The sequence below is a fragment of the uncultured Psychrobacillus sp. genome (genome assembly GCF_938022135.1).
Lineage (GTDB): Bacteria > Bacillota > Bacilli > Bacillales_A > Planococcaceae > Psychrobacillus.
Map to the genome: position 1 here is coordinate 38,056 of NZ_CALIED010000010.1, position 20,924 is coordinate 58,979.

At 30.9% G+C, this 20,924-nt stretch carries 17 protein-coding genes and 1 tRNA gene; 14 read left to right on the forward strand and 4 right to left on the reverse strand.

What is annotated here, in order from left to right:
• Nucleotides 1-164: 164 nt before the first annotated feature.
• The 3 genes from Q0371_RS01430 to Q0371_RS01440 all read left to right on the forward strand — a co-directional run bounded on the left by Q0371_RS01430 (nucleotide 165) and on the right by Q0371_RS01440 (nucleotide 5,676).
• A complete protein-coding gene (locus Q0371_RS01430; RefSeq protein ID WP_298467379.1) occupies nucleotides 165-2,228 on the forward strand; it encodes an MMPL family transporter in 2,064 nt (687 codons plus the stop codon).
• Between the two features lies 1 nt (nucleotide 2,229).
• Nucleotides 2,230-3,852 carry a hypothetical protein gene (locus Q0371_RS01435; RefSeq protein ID WP_298467382.1) on the forward strand — a complete coding sequence of 541 codons (1,623 nt, stop codon included), beginning with the start codon at nucleotides 2,230-2,232 and terminating at the stop codon, nucleotides 3,850-3,852.
• Between the two features lie 213 nt (nucleotides 3,853-4,065).
• Nucleotides 4,066-5,676 (forward strand): helix-turn-helix transcriptional regulator, encoded by a 1,611-nt coding sequence (locus Q0371_RS01440; protein WP_298467383.1) that lies wholly within the window; start codon nucleotides 4,066-4,068, stop codon nucleotides 5,674-5,676.
• Here the strand turns inward: Q0371_RS01440 and Q0371_RS01445 are convergent.
• Entirely contained in the window at nucleotides 5,673-6,419 is a 747-nt protein-coding gene (locus tag Q0371_RS01445) for a ZIP family metal transporter (RefSeq protein WP_021962728.1), read from the reverse strand. The genes Q0371_RS01440 and Q0371_RS01445 overlap by 4 nt on opposite strands.
• Nucleotides 6,420-6,532: 113 nt before the next feature.
• On the opposite strand from Q0371_RS01445, the gene Q0371_RS01450 reads away from it, so the two are divergent.
• The 5 genes from Q0371_RS01450 (at nucleotide 6,533) to murC (ending at nucleotide 10,376) form a co-directional block, all read left to right on the forward strand.
• Nucleotides 6,533-7,132 carry a histidine phosphatase family protein gene (locus Q0371_RS01450; protein WP_298467385.1) on the forward strand — a complete coding sequence of 200 codons (600 nt, stop codon included), beginning with the start codon at nucleotides 6,533-6,535 and terminating at the stop codon, nucleotides 7,130-7,132.
• A 19-nt stretch (nucleotides 7,133-7,151) separates the two neighbouring features.
• Nucleotides 7,152-7,781 carry an epoxyqueuosine reductase QueH gene (locus Q0371_RS01455; RefSeq protein WP_298467388.1) on the forward strand — a complete coding sequence of 210 codons (630 nt, stop codon included), beginning with the start codon at nucleotides 7,152-7,154 and terminating at the stop codon, nucleotides 7,779-7,781.
• 92 nt (nucleotides 7,782-7,873) lie between these two features.
• The gene (locus Q0371_RS01460) at nucleotides 7,874-8,587 is read left to right on the forward strand and encodes a hypothetical protein (protein ID WP_298467391.1); all 714 of its coding nucleotides are present in this window, start codon (nucleotides 7,874-7,876) and stop codon (nucleotides 8,585-8,587) included.
• A 174-nt stretch (nucleotides 8,588-8,761) separates the two neighbouring features.
• Complete coding sequence (locus tag Q0371_RS01465; RefSeq protein WP_021962732.1) at nucleotides 8,762-8,932, forward strand: zinc-ribbon domain-containing protein; 171 nt, start codon at nucleotides 8,762-8,764, stop codon at nucleotides 8,930-8,932.
• Nucleotides 8,933-9,062: 130 nt separating this feature from the next.
• Nucleotides 9,063-10,376 (forward strand): UDP-N-acetylmuramate--L-alanine ligase, encoded by a 1,314-nt coding sequence (gene murC / locus Q0371_RS01470; RefSeq protein ID WP_298467397.1) that lies wholly within the window; start codon nucleotides 9,063-9,065, stop codon nucleotides 10,374-10,376.
• 37 nt (nucleotides 10,377-10,413) lie between these two features.
• Here murC and Q0371_RS01475 read toward each other — a convergent pair whose 3' ends face one another.
• Entirely contained in the window at nucleotides 10,414-11,172 is a 759-nt protein-coding gene (locus Q0371_RS01475) for a hypothetical protein (RefSeq protein WP_298467399.1), read from the reverse strand.
• Between the two features lie 162 nt (nucleotides 11,173-11,334).
• Here Q0371_RS01475 and Q0371_RS01480 point away from each other — a divergent pair.
• From Q0371_RS01480 to Q0371_RS01495, 4 genes are all read left to right on the forward strand, one after another.
• Nucleotides 11,335-11,411 (forward strand) — tRNA-Glu (locus Q0371_RS01480).
• 118 nt (nucleotides 11,412-11,529) lie between these two features.
• Nucleotides 11,530-11,994: a MarR family transcriptional regulator gene (locus tag Q0371_RS01485; RefSeq protein WP_298467401.1), complete on the forward strand. Its 465-nt coding sequence runs from the start codon at nucleotides 11,530-11,532 to the stop codon at nucleotides 11,992-11,994.
• Complete coding sequence (locus tag Q0371_RS01490; protein ID WP_298467404.1) at nucleotides 11,988-13,748, forward strand: ABC transporter ATP-binding protein; 1,761 nt, start codon at nucleotides 11,988-11,990, stop codon at nucleotides 13,746-13,748. Before Q0371_RS01485 ends, Q0371_RS01490 begins: the two co-directional genes overlap by 7 nt.
• Complete coding sequence (locus Q0371_RS01495; RefSeq protein ID WP_298467407.1) at nucleotides 13,741-14,358, forward strand: hypothetical protein; 618 nt, start codon at nucleotides 13,741-13,743, stop codon at nucleotides 14,356-14,358. The genes Q0371_RS01490 and Q0371_RS01495 overlap by 8 nt, the downstream gene beginning before the upstream one ends.
• Before the next feature lie 694 nt (nucleotides 14,359-15,052).
• Here the strand turns inward: Q0371_RS01495 and Q0371_RS01500 are convergent.
• Entirely contained in the window at nucleotides 15,053-15,346 is a 294-nt protein-coding gene (locus Q0371_RS01500; RefSeq protein ID WP_251553143.1) for a HesB/YadR/YfhF family protein, read from the reverse strand.
• Nucleotides 15,347-15,468: 122 nt separating this feature from the next.
• Entirely contained in the window at nucleotides 15,469-16,074 is a 606-nt protein-coding gene (gene plsY, locus Q0371_RS01505) for a glycerol-3-phosphate 1-O-acyltransferase PlsY (RefSeq protein WP_251553142.1), read from the reverse strand.
• 443 nt (nucleotides 16,075-16,517) lie between these two features.
• Between plsY and parE the strand changes: the two genes are divergently transcribed.
• The gene (gene parE / locus Q0371_RS01510) at nucleotides 16,518-18,488 is read left to right on the forward strand and encodes a DNA topoisomerase IV subunit B (RefSeq protein WP_251553141.1); all 1,971 of its coding nucleotides are present in this window, start codon (nucleotides 16,518-16,520) and stop codon (nucleotides 18,486-18,488) included.
• Nucleotides 18,485-20,917, forward strand: coding sequence for a DNA topoisomerase IV subunit A (gene parC / locus Q0371_RS01515; RefSeq protein ID WP_251553140.1), 2,433 nt, complete (start codon nucleotides 18,485-18,487; stop codon nucleotides 20,915-20,917). Before parE ends, parC begins: the two co-directional genes overlap by 4 nt.
• The last annotated feature ends 7 nt before the right edge of the window (nucleotides 20,918-20,924 follow it).

Below are 20,924 nucleotides of genomic sequence, written 5' to 3' on the forward strand. Positions count from 1 at the left end.
TATTATATACCTAAAACTTCTAATGTAAAGATAAACAACACAAAGTTGGTTAAATACACTACTTTTAGCATACAACTGTCGGTTATCAAACATAAAAGAATATATTTTACTGGTCTTTTTTCTTTTAAAGCATAGAATTAATTATGCAAAGAGGAGGAAAAAGTATGAAAAAAATCGCAGAAAAAATAACCAATAACAGTGTTATAGTTCTAGTGATAAGTTTACTTCTTTTCATAGTATCAATATTTGGTTATGTAAACACTAGAGTAAATTATGATATTTTAGTTTACTTACCAGATACAATCGAAACTATAAAGGGAGAAAACATTTTAACTGATGAGTTCGGTCTTGGTTCATATGCCTTCGTAATGACAAATGATAGAGATTCAGAACAAATATTAGCCCTAGAGGAAAAAATAAAAGATATAAAGAACGTTAAAGAAGTATGTAGTATTGCCGATGTCTTAGGAACAACTATTCCATATGATATGTTACCAGATGAAATACAAGATAAATTATATAATGACAAAGAAACAGTAATCTTCGTAACATTTAATGGTTCAACGTCTGAAGACTCAACAATAGATGCCGTTAGATCATTACGAGAAGTTGTAAAAGATGCTAACAAAGTAAGTAGTATGACCGCTATGGTAATTGATACCATGGACTTATCAAATAGTGAATTAGTAGCCTATGTTTCAATAGCTGTAATTTTCTGTTTACTTATACTTCTAGCAACAACAGATTCCTACATAATACCTTTTTTATTACTAGGAAATATTGGTATAGCAATTATTTATAATATGGGAAGTAACTACTTCTTAGGAGATATAAGTTATATTACAAAGTCTATCTCAGCCGTACTACAATTAGGAGTAACAACAGACTTTTCAATATTTCTATATCATAAATATGAAGATTCTAAAAAGAAAATCAAAGATAAAAAGAAAGCCATGGCCGACGCCATAGTTCAAACATTTAAATCAATATTAGGTTCATCCTTAACTACATTTGCTGGTTTCCTAGCACTATGTACTATGGACTTATTATTAGGTAAAGATATTGGAATTGTTATGGCAAAAGGAGTTTTATGTGGATTAATATGTGTTGTCACAATATTCCCATCATTCCTATTAATTTTTGATAAACAAATAGAAAAAACAAAACACAAAGTATTATTACCTAAATTTGAAAAATTACCAAAGTTTATAATATCAAAACAAAAATTCATTTTAATAGCTTTTGTCCTATTAATGATACCTGCATACATTGGTAATAGTAATTATGATGTTTACTACAAACTTGATGAGTCACTTCCAAAAGATTTAGCCTTTAATGTAGCAAACAATGACTTAGCTAAAAAGTTTGGTATAACATCTCCAGAAATAATTATTATGGATAAAAATGTTTCAAGTAGTGATATTGAATCCCTTACAGATGAATTAAAATCAGTTAAAGGAATAGACTTAGTCTTATCACCAAGTGAATTCGTAAACAATGGTCTAGAAACAATAATTCCAGACAACCTACAAGAAATACTAAACAATGATAAATATCAATTAGTCTTAACCAATTCTACTTATGAAATAGCATCTGATGATTTAAATAATCAGTTAACTGCAATAAATAAAATCGTTCATAAATATGATAAAAAAGCTATTGTAGCCGGTGAAGGTGCTCTAATGAAAGACTTAATAACTATTGCTGATCATGACTTTAACATGGTTAATTACACATCACTTGCTGTAATATTTATAATCATGGTATTAGTATTAAAATCATTAAGTTTACCAGTAGTCTTAAGTTTAGTGATTGAATTTGCTATCTTTGTAAATATGTCAATTGCTTACTATTCAGGAACATCTCTTCCGTTTATAGCCTCAATCGTTGTTGGAACAATTCAGTTAGGAGCAACAATAGACTATGCAATTTTAATGTCTACTAAGTATATTGAAGAAAGACAAAAAAGTGCCAATAAACAAAAATGTATGGAGGAAACTCTTAAGTTTACAATTCCATCTATCATAACTTCAGCTTTATGCTTCTTTGCCGCAACAGCAAGTGTTGGTTTCTATACAAAAATAGATATGATTGGTTCAATTTGTAACTTACTAGCAAGAGGTTCTCTAATTAGTATGATATCAGTTATCTTTATCTTACCATCATTATTAATGCTATGTGATAAGATAATTCTAAAAAATAAAAATGTTAAGAAAGAAGGAAAATAATATGAAAAATATGAATAAAGTTATTTCGGGTATCCTAATATCTAGTATGTTATTAACCCCAATTTCTACATTTGCCTTAACAAAAGAAGAAACAATTTATGCTAACTTAAACTATGATGGTAAAGTAGAAAAAACTACTGTTAATAATCATTTATCTAATCTAGAAAAAGGAACAATTACTGATGATACAGATTTACAAAAAATTCTAAATATTAATGGTAAAGAAAAATATAGTCTTGATAATGGTATAATTAGTTGGAACTCAACTGGTAAAGATATTTATTATCAAGGAACAACTAAAGAAAGTCTACCAATTACAGTAGAAGCTAAATACTATTTAAATGGTAAAGAAACTAAAGTAAAAGATTTAATTGGTAAAAAAGGTAATATTACTATTAAATTAAATTTAACTAATAACTCATACAGCACTTATTACAAACAATATACTCCATTTGTTGTAACCGTTGGCACAACTCTTTCTAATAAAAACAATTCAAATATTACTGTAACAAATGGTAAAGTAACATCAACTGGTAATAAGAGTATGTTAGTAGCTCTTGCTACACCTGGATTATATGAAAGTATTGGTCTAGAGGATTTAAAGAGTCTAAATAATGTTGAAATTAACTATACAACAACTAACTTTACTTTAAATAATATCTACTTAGTAGCAACTCCAAAACTACTATCTGAAAGTGATTTATCTGTATTCAATAAGATGGATAATCTATCTTCCTCAATTAATACTCTACAAGATAGTATGAATAAAGTAGTATCTGGTACTACTGAATTAAAAACTGGTACTGAAAAATTATCAGTAGGTGCTTCTACTTTAACTAGTAAATATAGTGAAGTATTAGGTGGAGTGGAAAGAATAAAAAATGGTTCAATTGACTTAACTTCTGGCATTGAACAAATTATTGCTTCTCTAGAAGCTGTAAAAGAACAACTAGTAGCTGAACAAACTAGTCCTGAAGCAATTGCTCAAGCAGAATCTTTAAAAGAGTTACAAGCTTCAAATACTCAAATGTTAACAAAATTAAAAGTTGCATTTAATAATGATGAAACAAGAATTTTAAATGCTAAAAAAGCTGCTGTAGAATGTAATTTAACTACTGAAACAGATGAACAAAAACTAGGTATTTGTTTAATTAAACATGGCTTAACTACAGAAGAAATATCTGCAATTCCATATCTATTATTAATTGAAAATAATAGTACAGCTATAACTACTTTAAATGCAAAATTATCTTCATCTGTTACAACAATCAACACCATGATAGCAACTCTAGAAGAAGCCTTAAAAGACGCAAAAGATGGTTCGCTTGGTCTAACAGCTGGATTAGATGAATTAAAAAGTGGTCTAACTTTACTGGAAGCAGGAACTAAAGAATTATCAACTGGTCTAAATTCAGCTTTAACTGGAACAACAGCTCTAGAAGAAGGACTTACTCAAATAAATAACGAAGGAATAAATAAATTATCTTCATATACAAATATAGTATCTAATTACTCTTCTAAAGTAAAATCTCTAGTAAAATTATCAAAAGAGTATAATGGTTACCAAACATCTACTGCTAATAACTCAACATTTATCTATAAGATAAAATCATTAACAAAGTAATAATTGAAATATAAAAATAGACTATATGGAACTAAATAGTACTAAGTTCATTAGTCTATTTTTTTCATTTAAAAGAAAAACATTTTTACTAAAATCTACTTTAAATATGCTATTATATAGGTACATGCAACCTAAAGTTTACAAATTTCCAATCAAAGTTGGTAGAAAGCAACCATTAATTATCGTACTATTAATAGCGAAAGAGGTGAGATTATGAGGTTTGGTGACAAACTAATTAAACTTAGAAAGAAAAATGGCTTATCTCAAGAAGACTTAGCCAACAAATTAAATGTTTCAAGACAATCAGTATCTAAATGGGAAAGTAATAATACTTATCCTGAAACAGATAAAATAGTTCAAATCTGTAATATCTTTAATTGTAGTATGGATGACTTAATCAATGACAAAGTTACAGATATAGAAGAAGTAGAAAGAAAAGAAAAAAACAATCTAAATATTGCTCTAGACTCTCTATTAGAATTTATTACTAAAACAATAAACATGTTATCTAGAATGAAATTCTCATCAATCTTAAAATGTTTTATTGAACAAGTAATTATTGTTCTACTTCTAGCATTCATTGGTATGATAATATCATCAATTATTCCTAATGTAATTTGTAAAACTCTAAACTTTATCCTATCAGGACGCTACTATACTGTCTATAATGTAATAAAAGGTCTATGTCAAACTATCTGGCTTATTATATCTATAATTGCTATTATTCATATTTTTAAACTTCGTTATTTAAATTACTATGATGAAATAGTTGAAAAGGAAAAGAATGTATTCTCAAGAAAAGTTAAAGAAAATAAAAAAGAAGAAACAAATACTACAACTAGTTTTGAAAGAAAAGATGAAGAAAAAATAATCTTAAGAGATCCTAATCATGAACCATTTGCTTTCTTAAGTCTCCTATCAAAAATAGTAATTTTCTTTGTAAAAATAACTATCGCATTTATCGGCTTATTCTTAGTCTTTACTTTGACACTATCTCTAATTAGTTTAGTAATAAGTCTATCTTTATCCCTACATTCCTTAATATTTGCTGGAGCAACTCTAACTTCACTTGGTATCATAATAGCTCATATAATAGTCTTAATTTTAATTGTAAATTTTATTATAAATAAAAAAATAACAGCAGAAATACCTATAACTATCCTTTTAGTCGCTATAACAATAGCTGGAATAGGTTTAGGTATAGGTTTACTTGGTTTTAAAAATATTGATTTTATAGGCTTTGACGAGAAAAGTATCAAAGAAAATGAAATAGATCTAACTTATAAAGACAATATGTTAATTATGAATACTTGGGAACATAACTATGAAATTATAATAGATAACAACATGAGTCTAAATGATATAAAAGTAAGATATAAATATAACCCTGATTACTATAAAATATCTTATAGTGTAGATTACAGCTATGATATGCGTGAATATGATACATATTTGACTAGCACTAATAATTTTCCAAAACAATTTAAAACTTTATTAGACGACCTAAAGAAAAATACTATTAGAGATTATTCTACTAGTGAATTTAATAATAGTATGAAATTAATTGCTAATGAAGAAACAATTAATAAATTAATGACTAACTTTTCTAAACTATATTTATTTGAACAAGAAAAAACTGAAACTGGTTATAAAATTTCTAATGTTGAGTTTCGTTTAGAAGAAGATGATCAAGGTTGTTCTGCATACTACAGTGCCGCAACAGATACTCTAACTTGTCCTAGTTGGTGTGAAGGTAAAAAAGAAAAAATAGATACTTCAAAAGGTCAAATTATAAAATTCTATTGTGCAACTAGTAATGATTAAAATAACATCTCACATACTAACATCGTCATAATACCTAAGAGAAAAGAAAATATTGTTGCTTTTCTCTTTTTATACTGCCAAGAATTAGGTAACAATTCATAAATACTAATATGAATCATTATTCCAGCTGTAACTCCAAGTATCAAAGCTAAAATAAAATCATTCATGTATCTAGCAAGAAATAAATAGGCAAGTATCGCTCCAAACAACTCTGAAAATCCAGATAAAAAAGTATACCAAAAAGCCCTCTTTCTGTTATAAGTCGCATAATATATTGGAACCGCTATAGAAATACCTTCTGGAATATTATGAAGAGCAATAGCTAAAGACAAAGTAATACCCAAAGAAAGATTACTATTAGTCGAAATAAAAGTCGTAATTCCCTCTGGTATATTATGAAGTGCTAAAGCAATTACTGAAATAAGTCCTAATTTATAAAGATTATTATTAGAAAAATGCTCATCAATCTTTTGATCAATAGAACTAGAAAACATAATTCCTAAAACTACAAAAATAAACACTATCAAAAAGACAAAAACTTTTGTATAATCAAAGTAGAGTAGACTAACAGACTCTGGTATTAAAGAAGTAAGAGAAATAGTAATCATAACTCCAGCAGAAAAGGCCAAAGATTTGCTAATAATACTTTCTCTAGACTTATGCAAATAACATGGTATAATACCAAGAAGTGTTGCTAAACCAGCTAAAGTTGTAATTAAAAAACTAAATATAATTCTATTCATACTAATTTATATACATAAAATCAAAAAAATATGACTTTATCAAAAAACTAATCCAAATTTTATATTGAAAAACATTAACTTGTATATTATTATAATGAAACGAGGTATATAAAATGAATCTAATTTTTATGAGACATGGCGAAGCCACTAATAATAAAGAAGAGTTTTTCTCAGACAAAGAAATATATTGGTCTATTCTAACTGAAAAAGGCATAAAAGAAGTAAAAGACTCAATAAACCTTTTACCAAAAAATATTGATAAAATTTATGTCTCTCCCTTACCAAGAACTATTGAAACTGCTCATCTAGTCTACGAAAAATATAAAACTACCGAAGTAATTATAGATAACCGTTTACGTGAAATAAACTATGGAAAATATTCTGGTAAGAAAAACAATGAAGAACTAGATAACATTCGTCTACAACAAATTAATGGAGACTATTTCACTAAGTTTGGGGACTACGGAGAAAATAAATTTGAAATAGAATTAAGACTATCTACATTTTTAAAAGATATTTCAACAGAAAACTCCAGCAATAGTACTATTCTAATCATCTCCCACGGTTCAATAACTTCATACATGAAAAGAATTCTAAATTTAAAAACTCCTCATATTAAAACTGGTAAAATAGAAGAATTTATTGATATTGATTTTACTCCAGTATTAATTCATTTAAATAAATTAAATACGTATCAAACTCCAAATAATTAAAAAGAAAAGAAGTGATCATATGAACTACGATAAATTAATGGAAGAACAAATGTCATCAACTAAAGAAGGCAGTACACTTTTATTACATGCTTGTTGTGCACCATGTTCATCAGCTTGTCTAGAAAGACTAAGTAATTTCTTTAAGATAACAATTATCTACTATAATCCCAATATAACTGAAGAAAAAGAATATTTAAAACGTCTAGAAGAACTAAAAAACTTTATTCAAAAAATTAAAGTAAAATACCCAATCAATATAATAGATACAAGATATGATCCAAAAGAATTCTTTGAAATATCTAAAGGACTAGAAAAAGAAAAAGAACGTGGCAAACGTTGTTACAAATGTTACGAATTACGTCTAGAAGAAACAGCTAAAGTTGCTAAAGAAAATAACTTTGACTTTTTCGCAACTACTCTTACTCTAAGTCCTTATAAAAAAACTGACTGGCTTAATGAAATAGGAGAAAACCTATCTAATAAATATCAAACTTCTTACTTATATTCTGATTTTAAAAAGAAAAATGGTTATAAACGAAGTATCGAGCTATCAAAAGAATATAATTTGTATCGTCAAGATTACTGTGGCTGTATCTATTCAAAACTAGAACGAGAAGAAGAGAAAAATAAACAGATACGCCTAACTTAAAAACTCAAACTAAATAAGACATAAAACATTATGTCTTTATTTTTTTCTAAAAATATGTTATAATATGGAGCCATAAAAAAGGGGATGACTATATGTCAAAAATTATCAGTTCAATATCAGGACTAAATCTAACAACACCAATTAATGGTGGAAGTTGTAGTAAAATATATAAAGTAGCTCCAGATGAATATTTTAAACTATTAAATGAAGATTATAGAGATCTATATGAACCAGAAAATGTTGAAGTACTAGAAACCTTATTAGAATTACAACAAGTAAAAACACCTTCACTCGCAATACCAGTTACTATCTATTGTAGTAAAGAACAACTATTTGGTTATACATCTAAAATAATGCCAGGTATCTCTTTAGAAGAACTACCAGAAAACACAAAACTATCTCTAATAAGAGACTCTCTAAAAGGAATCAAACCAGAAATAAAAGAATTAGCAAAACAAGGTATTAAAACAGAAGATATCGGTGGAGACAATATCCTATTATCAGACCACATGAGTATAATTGACTTAGAACTAAGTCTAGTCGCAAAAGATGCTTCCTCTGACTATCTATATTCAAAAACTATGAATCAAATCCTAAATAGTACTATCTTAAATAGTATAGGTTCTAAAGTAGCTAATAATTTTCAAACAGCTGAAATTATCGCTCTAAGAGAATCTTTAAGAAATGGTGAAAGTGATAACTTTGAACAACTATTCGACTTAATGATTACTGAATTAGAAAATACATCAAATCAAGAAATAAAAACTATAGGAGAGAGTAAAAAAGCCTATCAAAAAGTAAAGTAGAAATGTAAAGTAATCTTTAACACGTTGCATATTATTATTAAAGATGTTATATTATTTAATGTGAGTTATCACTGGATTTTGATATAAAATTGGATAATATTTTTCCTCGTTATGAAATTTGGAAACTATATCTTTTTACCTAAAAGTCCAATCTTTAATAAGGAGGTCAAGAATATGGAATTTGAAGACAAGACATTAGTTTGCCAAGATTGTGGTAAAGAATTTACTTTTACTGCTGGTGAACAAGCATTCTACAAAGAAAAAGGTTTAGATAATGAACCAAAAAGATGTAAAGAATGTCGTGATAAGAGAAAAGCAGCAAGAGAAAACAAAGAATTTAAATAAGAAAACTAAAAGTTGATTTTTCAACTTTTTTTCTTTCTAAATAACTAACACTTTACATATAATAAATACTGAAAACTTTACATATCAACGAAAATAGTATATACTTTGGTATGTGCAAGGAGTGGGATAAATGAAATATTATTGTATTGGTATAAAAGGAACAGGAATGTCAACCTTAGCTCAAATATTGAGTGATTTAGGAAATCAAGTATCAGGTTATGATGACGCTAGAGGCCATAAGTTTACTCAAGATGGACTAGAAGAGCGAAACATTCCAATTTATTATGATGGCAATCATGAATTAGATAAAGATACAATTGTTACTTATAGTGTTGCTTTTAAAGAAGATCATCCAGAACTTCAAAGAGTAAAAAGACTAGGTTTAACCGTAAAAAAATATAATGAAATTATGGGTGATGTAATTGATATGTTTGAAACCATTGGAGTATCTGGAACTCATGGTAAAACAACAACTTCATCCCTAATAAGACATTTCCTAGAGGAAACCGTAGGTTGCAATTACTTTATTGGTGCTGGTGATGGTTATGCTACAAAAGATAACAAGTACTATGTTGTTGAAAGTGATGAATTCAATCGTCATTTTACAGCTTATCATCCTACATACGCCGTTATAACAAACATTGAAAGAGAACATATGGAGTGTTATAAAGATCTAGATGATATTAGAAATACTTTTGAAATATTTGCAAGACAAACAAAAAAACTAGTTGTAGCAAACGGTGATAATGAAGAAGTAAGAAAAATCAACTATGCAACTAAAGTATTATTTTATGGTTTTAATGAAAATAATAATGTTGTAATCAAAAATATGAATTTAACAGAAAAGTCTTCTGAATTTGACTTATTTATTAACAATGAATTATATGGTCACTTTAATATTCCTCTATTTGGAAAACACATGGTAATGGATGCAACCGCAGCTATTATAATTGCCAAAGAACTAGGTCTAGAAAAAGACACAATCGAAAAGTTATTACAAACTTTCCATAATGCCAAAAGACGTTTTGAAGAACAAAGAGTAGGGGATAGTATTATCATTGATGACTATGCTCATCATCCTACAGAAATAAAAGTAACTCTAGAAGCAGTTAAGCAAAAATACCCAAATAAACGTCTTGTAGTAGTTTTTGCTCCAAATACATATTCTAGAACAAAAGACTTTAAAAATGAGTTTATTGCTGCCTTTAAAGTAGCTGATAAAGCTTATCTAACAGAAATAGATTGTAATAGAGAAAAACAAGAAGATTATCCTGGTATAACTTCTCATATAATTACAGATAATTTAAAAGATAGTGAAATAGTATCAGTTGATACCATGGATAAACTAAAAAATGAAACTTCATCAGTAGTATGTTTCATGGGTTGTGCTTATGTAGATGGCTTAATATCTGCCTACAAAAAAGTAATAGAAAATAACAAATAAAAAGCTCGTTATTAAAAACGAGTTTTTCTTTACATAATTATTTTTGTGTAGGTTTATCAATCTGCCTACCAAGTTCAGCTATATCACTTTTTGTATACATTCTATCAATATGATGATCAGCAGTAACAGGAATATATCCCAATATATATTTAGGATTAACTTTTACATCATTTCCATTGCTTATATAAATCTTACTTGTATCAGCTAAATCCTCATCCGGAATTCTAATTATAATTGACCCAGATGAATTTTTATATGCATTCGCATACATTGCCTCTTTAATTACCGTACTATTATCTGGATAATAACTAACAGTATCACTAAGTTTTTTCTCAGAAGCAACCATTCCACCCATATGTCCATCTATTCTTAAACCATTATTAAGTATGTCACTAATTGCCTCAACTGAAGTATCGTGTTTAGTTCTATGTATTCCAACTAAAACATTTTCCTCAGACACAAGTTGTTCAAGTTCATCTCTAAGCATTGGAGAAATAGAACCATTAACTGGTCCTAAATATTCAAAACCAATAGTAGAAAAGCCTAAAGACTTTAATTTATCAAATCTCTTAGATATTTTATATTGATGAAGCTCTTTTTCTAAAAGTTCTCTATCTTCCTGTAGAGAAATATTAGCTCTTTTTAATTCTTTTAATGAACGTCTATTTAACTTATCAATTCCAATCTCATGAAATTCTCTTCCATCAGATTTAACATAATAATATCCCTTATCAGGACTAAACTTTCTCATTAAAAAGTCATCTTTAATATCAAATTTCTTATCAAATAAACCCATATAATCACCCTTAATATTAGTATAAAGTATTTTATTTAAATAGTAAAGCTAACAACTTATACATTAGTATCACTCTAAACAAATAAAATATAAATCTACTATTGTCAAAATAAATATTCCATGCTAAAATATTATTGTTCTAGAAAAAAGAACGAACTATATGGCCTGTTGGTGAAGAGGCTTAACACATTGCCCTCTCAAGGCAACATTCACGGATTCGAATTCCGTACAGGCTACCATATTGTAAACTAAAAGTAGGATACTACTTTTTTTATTTTTCTCCATTGACAAAAAATCTAATAACGACTAAAATGAATAAATGTAAGGCAACTAACAATTATAGAAAGGAAGTAAAAAATGTCTGATATAAATGTTTTATATGAAATAAAATCTTTAGAAAAAGAAATTCTTCGTACATTTATCAATAATAAAGATATTACTATTCCAGAAAACATTTTTCCATCTCCCACACAATTTCAAATAATAGAGTGCATTATTGAAAATAAAAACCAGGAAATAAATCAGAAAGACTTAGAAAAGCATCTAAATCTAAGTCGAGCAACCATTTCTGGAGTATTACAAACGATGGAGAAAAAAAATCTCATCAAAAGAGTAACTAATAGAGAAGATGTAAGAACTAAAAAAATTATTCTAAATGAAAAAACTAAAGAAATTTTTGAAAAAAAGCGTAAAACAATTGAACATACTGAAAAAAAACTAATAAAAAATATTTCTGAAGAAGATTTAGAAACATTTTTAAAAGTATTAAATATAATGAAAGAAAATATAAAAAAGGAAGAAGGTAAAGACAAAATATGTTAAAACTACTGAAAAAATTTAAAAAGAAAGAATGGTTCTTATCATTTATCGCCTTACTACTAATAATTGTCGAAGTATGGCTTGAATTAAAAATGCCTGACTACATGTCAGAAATAACAAAACTCGTTCAAACAGAAGGCAGTAAAATGGCTGACATTATAACAAACGGTAGCTGGATGATAGGTTGTGCTCTAGGTAGCTTAATAGCCGCTATAATAGTAGGATATATCGTTGCTAATGTAGCCTCATCATTTTCTATGAACTTAAGAAAAGACCTCTTTGATAAAGTAGAAAGTCTTTCCATGAATGAGATTAAACAATTTAAAACTAACAGTTTAATTACTAGAACAACAAATGATATAACTCAAATAGAAATTGTAATAAGTATGGGACTTCAATTATTATTAAAAGCCCCAATAACAGCAGGATGGGCTATCTTAAAAATACTAAACAAGAGTTGGCAATGGAGTGTTTCTACTGCCGTAGCTGTAGTTATATTACTATCAGTAATTGGAATGCTAACAATAATTGTCATGCCAAAGTTTAAAATAGTTCAAAAATTAATTGATAAAATCAATGGTGTAACAAGAGAAAACTTAACTGGTATTAGAGTAGTACGTGCTTTTAATGCAGAAAAGTATCAAGAAGATAAATTTGAAGAAGTTAATAACAAACTAACAAACCAGCAATTATTTAATCAAACAATGTTTGCTATTTTATCTCCTGTAATGTACTTAGTAATGAATGGTCTAGCCCTAGCAATCTACTTTATTGGTGCTTCACTAATTAATAATGCCCTAATGGCTAATAAAATAGTTTTATTTGGAGATATGGTAGTCTTTTCATCATACTCAATGCAAGTAATAATGTCATTCCTTATGCTAGCAATGATTTTCATGATGATGCCAAGAGCCCAAGTATCAGCTGAACGTATCAATGAAGTTTTAGAAAAAGATAGTTCTATAAAAGAAGGAACTTTTGATAATATTGATACTAAAGAGAAAGGTACAGTAGAATTTAGAGATGTTTCTTTCAAATACCCAGATGCTGAAGAGTATTTATTAAAAAATATTTCATTTAAAGTAAATAAAGGTGAAACAATAGCCTTTATAGGTTCAACCGGTTCAGGTAAATCAACTCTAATAAACCTAGTACCAAGATTTTATGATGCTACTGAAGGAGAAGTTCTAGTAGATGGTATTAATGTAAAAAAATATAAAGAGGAAATTCTAAATAATAAATTAGGATACATTCCTCAAAAAGCTGTAATCTTTAGTGGTAGTGTAAATTTCAATGTTTCTTATGGCGAAAATGGTAAGAAAAAGACTAAAAAAGATATTGAAGAAGCTATCAGAGTAGCTCAAGCTAAAGAATTTGTCGAGAAAATGGATAAAGGTTACAACACTCACCTAGCTCAAGGCGGAACAAATGTCTCAGGTGGTCAAAAACAGCGTCTAGCAATAGCTCGTGCCATCGCCAGACGTCCAGAAATCTACATCTTTGATGACTCATTCTCAGCGCTAGATTATAAAACAGATTCCGTTTTAAGAAAAGAATTAAAAAAATATACTAAAGATGCTACTTGTCTAATAGTTGCTCAACGTATTGGAACAATAATGAATGCCGATAAAATTGTAGTCTTAGACAATGGTCACTGTGTAGGAATAGGTACACACAAAGAATTATTAAAAACATGTGAAGTATATAAACAAATTGCTTTATCTCAATTATCAAAGGAGGAACTAGAAAATGAATAACGAAGAACATACAGAAAAAGAATCTAGAAGACATGGTCCTCCAGGAATGCATGGTGGAATGGAAAAACCCAAAAATCTAAAAAAAGCTATTAAAAGACTAACTCAAGGCTTAAAAGATTTCAAGCTTCTAATTCTAGTATCCCTAATTCTAGCAGCAGCAGGTTCAATTCTTGCTATATTTACTCCAAATATAATAAAGGATCTAACAGATGAAATTTCTAAAGGACTAGTTGTAAATAGTAAAAACTTAGAATTAGTAACAAAAGAAATAACAACAAACTTCTCTTCAAACGAAGAACAACAAAGAATACAAGAAATATTAAATATTAATCTTTCAAATGAAACAGTAATAACTATAATGCAAGATAGTAATATTTCTCAAACAGATAAAAAAGCCTTTCAAGACTATTTAACAAGTATTAACAAAAATCAAGAAGAAGCCCTAAAAAATCTAACTACACTACCTAATTCTATATTAGAAATAGTCTTAAAAGATTCAACATACCAAGAAAAAACCATTTCAACACGAGAAAAAATAGATCTATTAAACTCGCTAAAAGACAATAAAATAAATATTAGTGAAAATCTACTCCCTCAAATTGTACTATAACCCTAATTTTACCACAATTACGATTTTTGTAGTTTTTTATAAAATCAGCCAGGGTAGACAGTATAAAAATTAAAATTCCTTAAATACTTACAATGGAATGTCTAATAACCGCTCTTTTTTGAATGGCTATGTTAAAGGGATAGGTTGATAAAAATACTCATAAAAGATGAGCTAGGATATTTTATCCTGGCTCATTTTACTTTGATATTATTTTTTTCTAACACAACCCATTAGTTAATTAAGTACCTTCATCATAATATTGTCTATATAAAACTTCATCCATATGATAAAATTTACCAGAAGAGGAGGTTACATGATGATTTCATTTTCATACAAGGCAATGGGCTTTGTTTTCTTATTTTCATTAGGATTTATTTATTCATGTTTACGGATTGGACAACTGACGGGAGAAGTATCCGAAGCAGTAACCTCACATATACTTTTCAAATTATTTTTTTCTGTCTTTTTTATAATAAGTTTAATTATATTTATTTACGGGTTGAAGAAGGATAAGTAAATATATGTCCTAAAGTATTCAACGTATTAATGCTCAATCCTACTTAGACTAACCTATGATGTTTAAGTGTAACACTTTAAACAAAACTATCTTACGAAAAATCAAACAAGTCATTTAAATAGCCTTTTCAATAAAAAAGGCAGTAACGCTTTTGAAAACGTTACTGCCTTTCGCTATCTAGCTTTTTTTATAGGAATATTCAAGCTCATTTGATTGGTCATTAAATGAAACATAAAGGTCATGTCCAGTGAAATACCATTCATCTCTCTCTTCTATAAAGAACATGATCTCTTCATGTAAGAGAGTTACAGATGGTTCGAATGGAGTATCCTTTGTCACACCTAGTGAGAAAGCCTCTTGTATTGGACTTGAGCCTCCATATCGAGCATAGAAACGAATTTTGTCTCCTTTTTCTGCTTCCATTTCCTCGCGGAACCATTTTAAAGCATCACTAGAGATATTGATTTTCATGCGAACCACCAAGCTTTCTTTAAATTTTACGATGTTTTTCATGGGTTTAGTCTAAAGCTTTTTAATAGGTTCCGCAAAGAATTTGTTTAACTCTTTAGCAGCAGGAAGCTTCGATTCAATAGTTAAATCCACTTGACCTTTGGCTCAGTTCCATTTTTAATGCGCTCTATATTCGAACGATGACGATAGAAAATAAAGATTGCAAGTAAAAGTACGATTACGATTAGTGGCCAATCTTCTTTGACCGTAAAATAGTAAACAATAGAGTAGATGAGTGCAATGATGGCTAAACACATAGAGGTTAGAGAGACCATTTTGGTTATTTTTAATATAATAAAAAATCCTACAACTAATATTACAAATATTGGCCAGTTGTAGCCTAATAGGATCCCGCCTGATGTAGCCACTGCTTTTCCGCCTTTAAACCCAGCGAACACAGGATAAATATGTCCAATTACAGCAACTACCCCTAAAATTAGAGGATGCACGTTTGTTGAAGCAAAAAACGGAAGCAAGCCTAACAAAGTGGCTGCTGTCCCTTTAAGAATGTCCATAATTGTTACGGCCAATCCAGCCTTTTTACCGAGCGTTCGGAAAGTGTTAGTTCCACCAAGATTGCCACTACCATGCTCACGTATATCAATGTTATAAAATAGCTTTCCAACCCATAATCCTGATGGGATTGATCCGATTAAATAAGCAAGCAAAAGTAAAATGAATATTGTCATAGTGTGCTCCTTCTATATGTATCTATTAATGAATATAATAACTTTCTTATTTTACCATGTAGACAACTTTTTATTCAATGACAAGTAATGTCGTTATCACGGAGAGTTCGAGCGCAATATAAGTCTTTTTGGACCACAAAGTAAGTGTAAAACCTATTATAAAAAAATTTTAAGTAGGTTCCTAATGAAAAATTCCAAGTTTATACGATATACTTAATATACAATTGGTCTTTTAAGCAACTGGATGAAAACATTGTTTAAAAGTAAAGAAGGAATTATCTAGGTGAATAGAGAATGCATGAAAAGGGTAGATTGCATTCTAATTGAACTTTCACTACAATTGAAGTCTGGCCTGTCCTTCAGCGCTATTGACATAATGACAATCTGTTTGTAGGCTTAAATAGAAAGAAGAACAAACGTTTTGTTTTTTTGGAGGGAACGAATTGAGTAAAAACAATAATTTAACAAGCTATGGCGATGATGATATTCAGGTGCTTGAGGGCTTGGAGGCCGTAAGAAAAAGACCGGGAATGTATATTGGATCAACAGATTCTAGAGGTCTTCACCATTTGGTCTATGAAATAGTAGATAATGCGGTGGATGAAAGCCTTGCTGGATTCGGTGAACATATTATAGTTACAATCCATTCAGACCAAAGTATAACGGTAAGAGATTTTGGACGAGGTATGCCTACTGGTATGCATAAGACAGGCGTTCCTACTGCGGAAGTGATTTTTACTGTACTACACGCAGGTGGTAAATTTGGACAAGGCGGCTATAAAACAAGTGGAGGTCTACATGGTGTAGGTGCCTCTGTAGTAAATGCTCTCTCCTCATATGTAGATGTAGTCATTCATAGAGATGGGAAAAAATTTGCACAACGCTTTGAAAATGGTGGGAAAGTAGTCGAATCGCTAAACCAAATAGGGACTACAAAAGAAACGGGAACATCCGTACATTTCTTACCAGATACCAAAATCTTCTCTACTACTAAATTTAACTATGAAACACTTTGCGAAAGACTTAGAGAATCCGCTTTCCTCTTAAAAGGATTAAAAATCGAATTATTTGATGAACGTACCGAAGCCCACGATGTGTTTTATTATGAAACAGGCATCGAAGCTTTCGTTGCTTATTTGAATGAAGAGAAAGACGTTTTACATCCAGTGTTTTATATGGAAGGCAGCCACGAAGAAATTGAAGTGGAATTTGCATTCCAGTTTAATGACGGCTATTCAGAAACGATTTTATCCTTTGTAAATAACGTGAGAACTAGAGACGGCGGTACACATGAAACAGGTGCCAAGTCGGCGTTGACACGTGTATTTAATGATTATGCTAGAAAAACAGGATTATTAAAGGAAAAAGATAAAAACTTAGATGGCTCGGACATTCGTGAAGGAATCTCCGCTATCGTATCTCTTAGAATTCCCGAGAATCTTTTGCAATTCGAAGGGCAAACGAAAGGGAAATTGGGTACTAGTGAAGCAAGAAGTGCGGTAGATTCTGTTGTGTCTGAAAAGCTACAATACATCCTCGAAGAAAACTCCGAGTTGTCCGCCTCTTTAATCCGAAAAGGGATTCGTGCTCAGCATGCTCGAGAAGCAGCAAGAAAAGCACGTGAAGATGCTCGAAATGGGAAAAAACGCAAACCATCCGAGTTATTATCAGGTAAACTTACTCCTGCTCAATCTAGAAATGCAAAGAAAAACGAGCTTTATCTAGTAGAGGGTGACTCTGCTGGAGGTTCTGCTAAGCAAGGTAGAGATCGAACTTTCCAAGCTATCCTTCCCCTAAGAGGAAAGGTTATAAATACGGAGAAGGCTAAGCTTACTGACATCATGAAGAACATCGAAATTGCTACGATCATTCATGCAATTGGCGGTGGAGTTGGAGCAGACTTTAAGATAGAAGATATTGCTTACGACAAAATCGTCATTATGACAGATGCCGATACAGATGGAGCACATATCCAGGTACTATTGTTGACGTTCTTCTATCGATATATGAAGCCATTGATTGAAAACGGCAAAATCTATATCGCCATGCCTCCTTTGTACAAGGTATATAGAGGAATGGGGAAAAAAGAGGTCTCCGAATATGCATGGACCGAAAAAGAACTCAATGCAGCGATGGAGAGAATTGGAAAAGGCGTTATGCTTCAGCGTTATAAAGGTCTTGGTGAGATGAATGCCGATCAATTATGGGATACAACTATGAATCCTGACACTCGAACTTTAATACGAGTAACGATTGAAGATGGGGCACGTGCCGAGAGACATATAACAACTCTAATGGGGGATAAAGTAGAACCTCGCAGAAAATGGATAGAAGCAAATGTTGACTTTAGTTTAGATGATGATTCTAACATCTTAGAAAATGACAGAATTCACACGGAGGATGAATTAGTATGACACAAACCGAAAGATATCAAAATTTACCCTTAGAAGAAGTTATAGGTGATCGGTTTGGACGTTATAGTAAATACATCATTCAAGACCGCGCTTTACCTGATGCTAGAGATGGACTTAAGCCAGTTCAGCGTCGTATATTATTTGCCATGCTTCAGGAAGGGAACACCAATGACAAGGCGTTTCGTAAGTCAGCTAAGACCGTTGGAGTTGTAATTGGTAACTACCATCCTCATGGTGACTCTTCAGTCTATGAAGCGATGGTGCGTATGAGTCAGGACTGGAAATTGCGACATATGCTGGTTGAAATGCATGGGAACAACGGTTCAGTGGACGGAGATCCACCAGCTGCTATGCGTTATACAGAAGCAAGGCTTTCTGCGATTTCTCATGAGCTATTAAGAGATATTAATAAGAATACGGTGGATTATATTCCTAACTTCGATGACTCGGACATGGAGCCTATGGTTCTCCCCGCTCGTTTTCCTAATTTACTAGTAAACGGTGCAACTGGGATTTCCGCAGGATATGCAACAGATATACCTCCACATGCTCTACACGAGGCGCTTGATGCCGTTTTAATGCGCATGGAGAATCCAGCATGTACTGTGGACGAACTCATGACCGTTATTAAAGGGCCAGATTTTCCAACAGGTGGGATTATCCAAGGCGTAGAGGGGATTAAAAAAGCTTATGAAACGGGCAAAGGCAAAATCGTTGTTCGCTCTAAGGCTGAAATTGAAACCATCAAAGGCGGTAAAGAACAAATCGTCATAACTGAAATTCCATATGAAATCAATAAGGCTAATCTAGTCAAAAAAATTGACGAGCAACGATTAGACAAACGTTTAGATGGAATTGCAGATGTTCGAGATGAATCAGACCGAACTGGATTGCGTATTGTAATAGAGATGAAAAAAGAAATTGATGCTCATGGTATATTACAATACTTATTTAAAAATACAGATTTACAAATCACCTATAATTTTAATATGATCGCCATTCATAATCGAAGACCAACTATGATGACATTGCCTTTATTACTTGATGCATATATCAATCATCAAAAAGAGGTTGTTACTCGTAGAACAATTCATGATCTGAATAAAGCTCAAGAGCGCCTCCATATTGTCTCAGGTTTGATGAAAGCCTTATCTATTTTAGATGAAGTTATTAAGACGATACGTGCTTCTAAGGATAAAAAAGATGCCAAAAACAATCTGATTAAATCCTTTGACTTTTCTGAGGCACAGGCGGAGGCAATCGTTTCCTTGCAGCTATATCGTTTAACTAATACAGATATAACGGAGCTACAAGAGGAAGAGAAAAAATTAAATCTGCTGATCACGAGTTTAGAAAACATACTTGCGAAGGAATCTGTTTTGATGAAAACCATCAAGAAAGAACTACAGGTTGTTCGTAAGCAGTTTGCTGAACAACGTAAATCAGTTATCGAAAATGAAATTGAAGAGATAAAGGTTACTTTAGATGTGCTTATACCATCTGAAGAGGTAATCGTTACGGTTACAAAGGATGGCTACATTAAACGAACAGGCATGAGATCCTTTAATGCATCCAGTGGACAGGACTTTGCTATAAAAGAGTCGGATTACCTTCTTTATCAGCAGTCCATCAACACCCAGCACCACTTGCTGTTGTTCACATCGAAAGGGAACTATATTTATCAGCCAGTGCATGAATTGCCTGATATTCGATGGAAGGACCTTGGTCAGCATATATCTAGCATTGTTCCTCTTGATGCAAATGAGACAATTATAAACGTCATCGGTATTGAATCATTTGATTTAGACTTATGCGTTTTAACTGCAACGAAAGAAGGACAGATTAAACGCTCACTCCTTTCAGATTACGTAGTACAGCGTTATGCTCGACCTATAAAAACGATTAAACTCAAGCCAACAGATGAGCTTATATTGGCTCAGCTAGTAGCACCGTCAGATGAAATACTAATGACAACTCATTTAAGTTATTCTGTTCGCTTCTCTTTAGACGAAGTGCCAATTACAGGAGTAAAAACAAGTGGCGTGAAAGGGATCAATCTTAAAGAGGATGATTATGTCGTAAGTGTAAACGTAATATCACAACAAAGTACGGAAGACATTATGCTGATCACTCAGCGTGGTTCCATTAAACGAATGCACCTTTCTGAAGTCGAGCCAGGAGCTCGGGCAAAAAGAGGACTTGTGACACTTAGAGAATTAAAAACTAACCCGCATCGCGTGTTTGCAGTTGTTCTAGCTAACAAGTCAGAAGGCTTAGTAGTAGAAACGGTAAAAGGACATCAGGAAACGATTGAAGTGAATAGCTTCCGTCCAACAGATCGTTATTCTAATGGCTCATTTGTGATAGATACAGAGAAGGATGGGCAACTTCTAAGAGCTTGGAAGAAGCCAGTAGAACAAGAATCCTAAAAGAGGG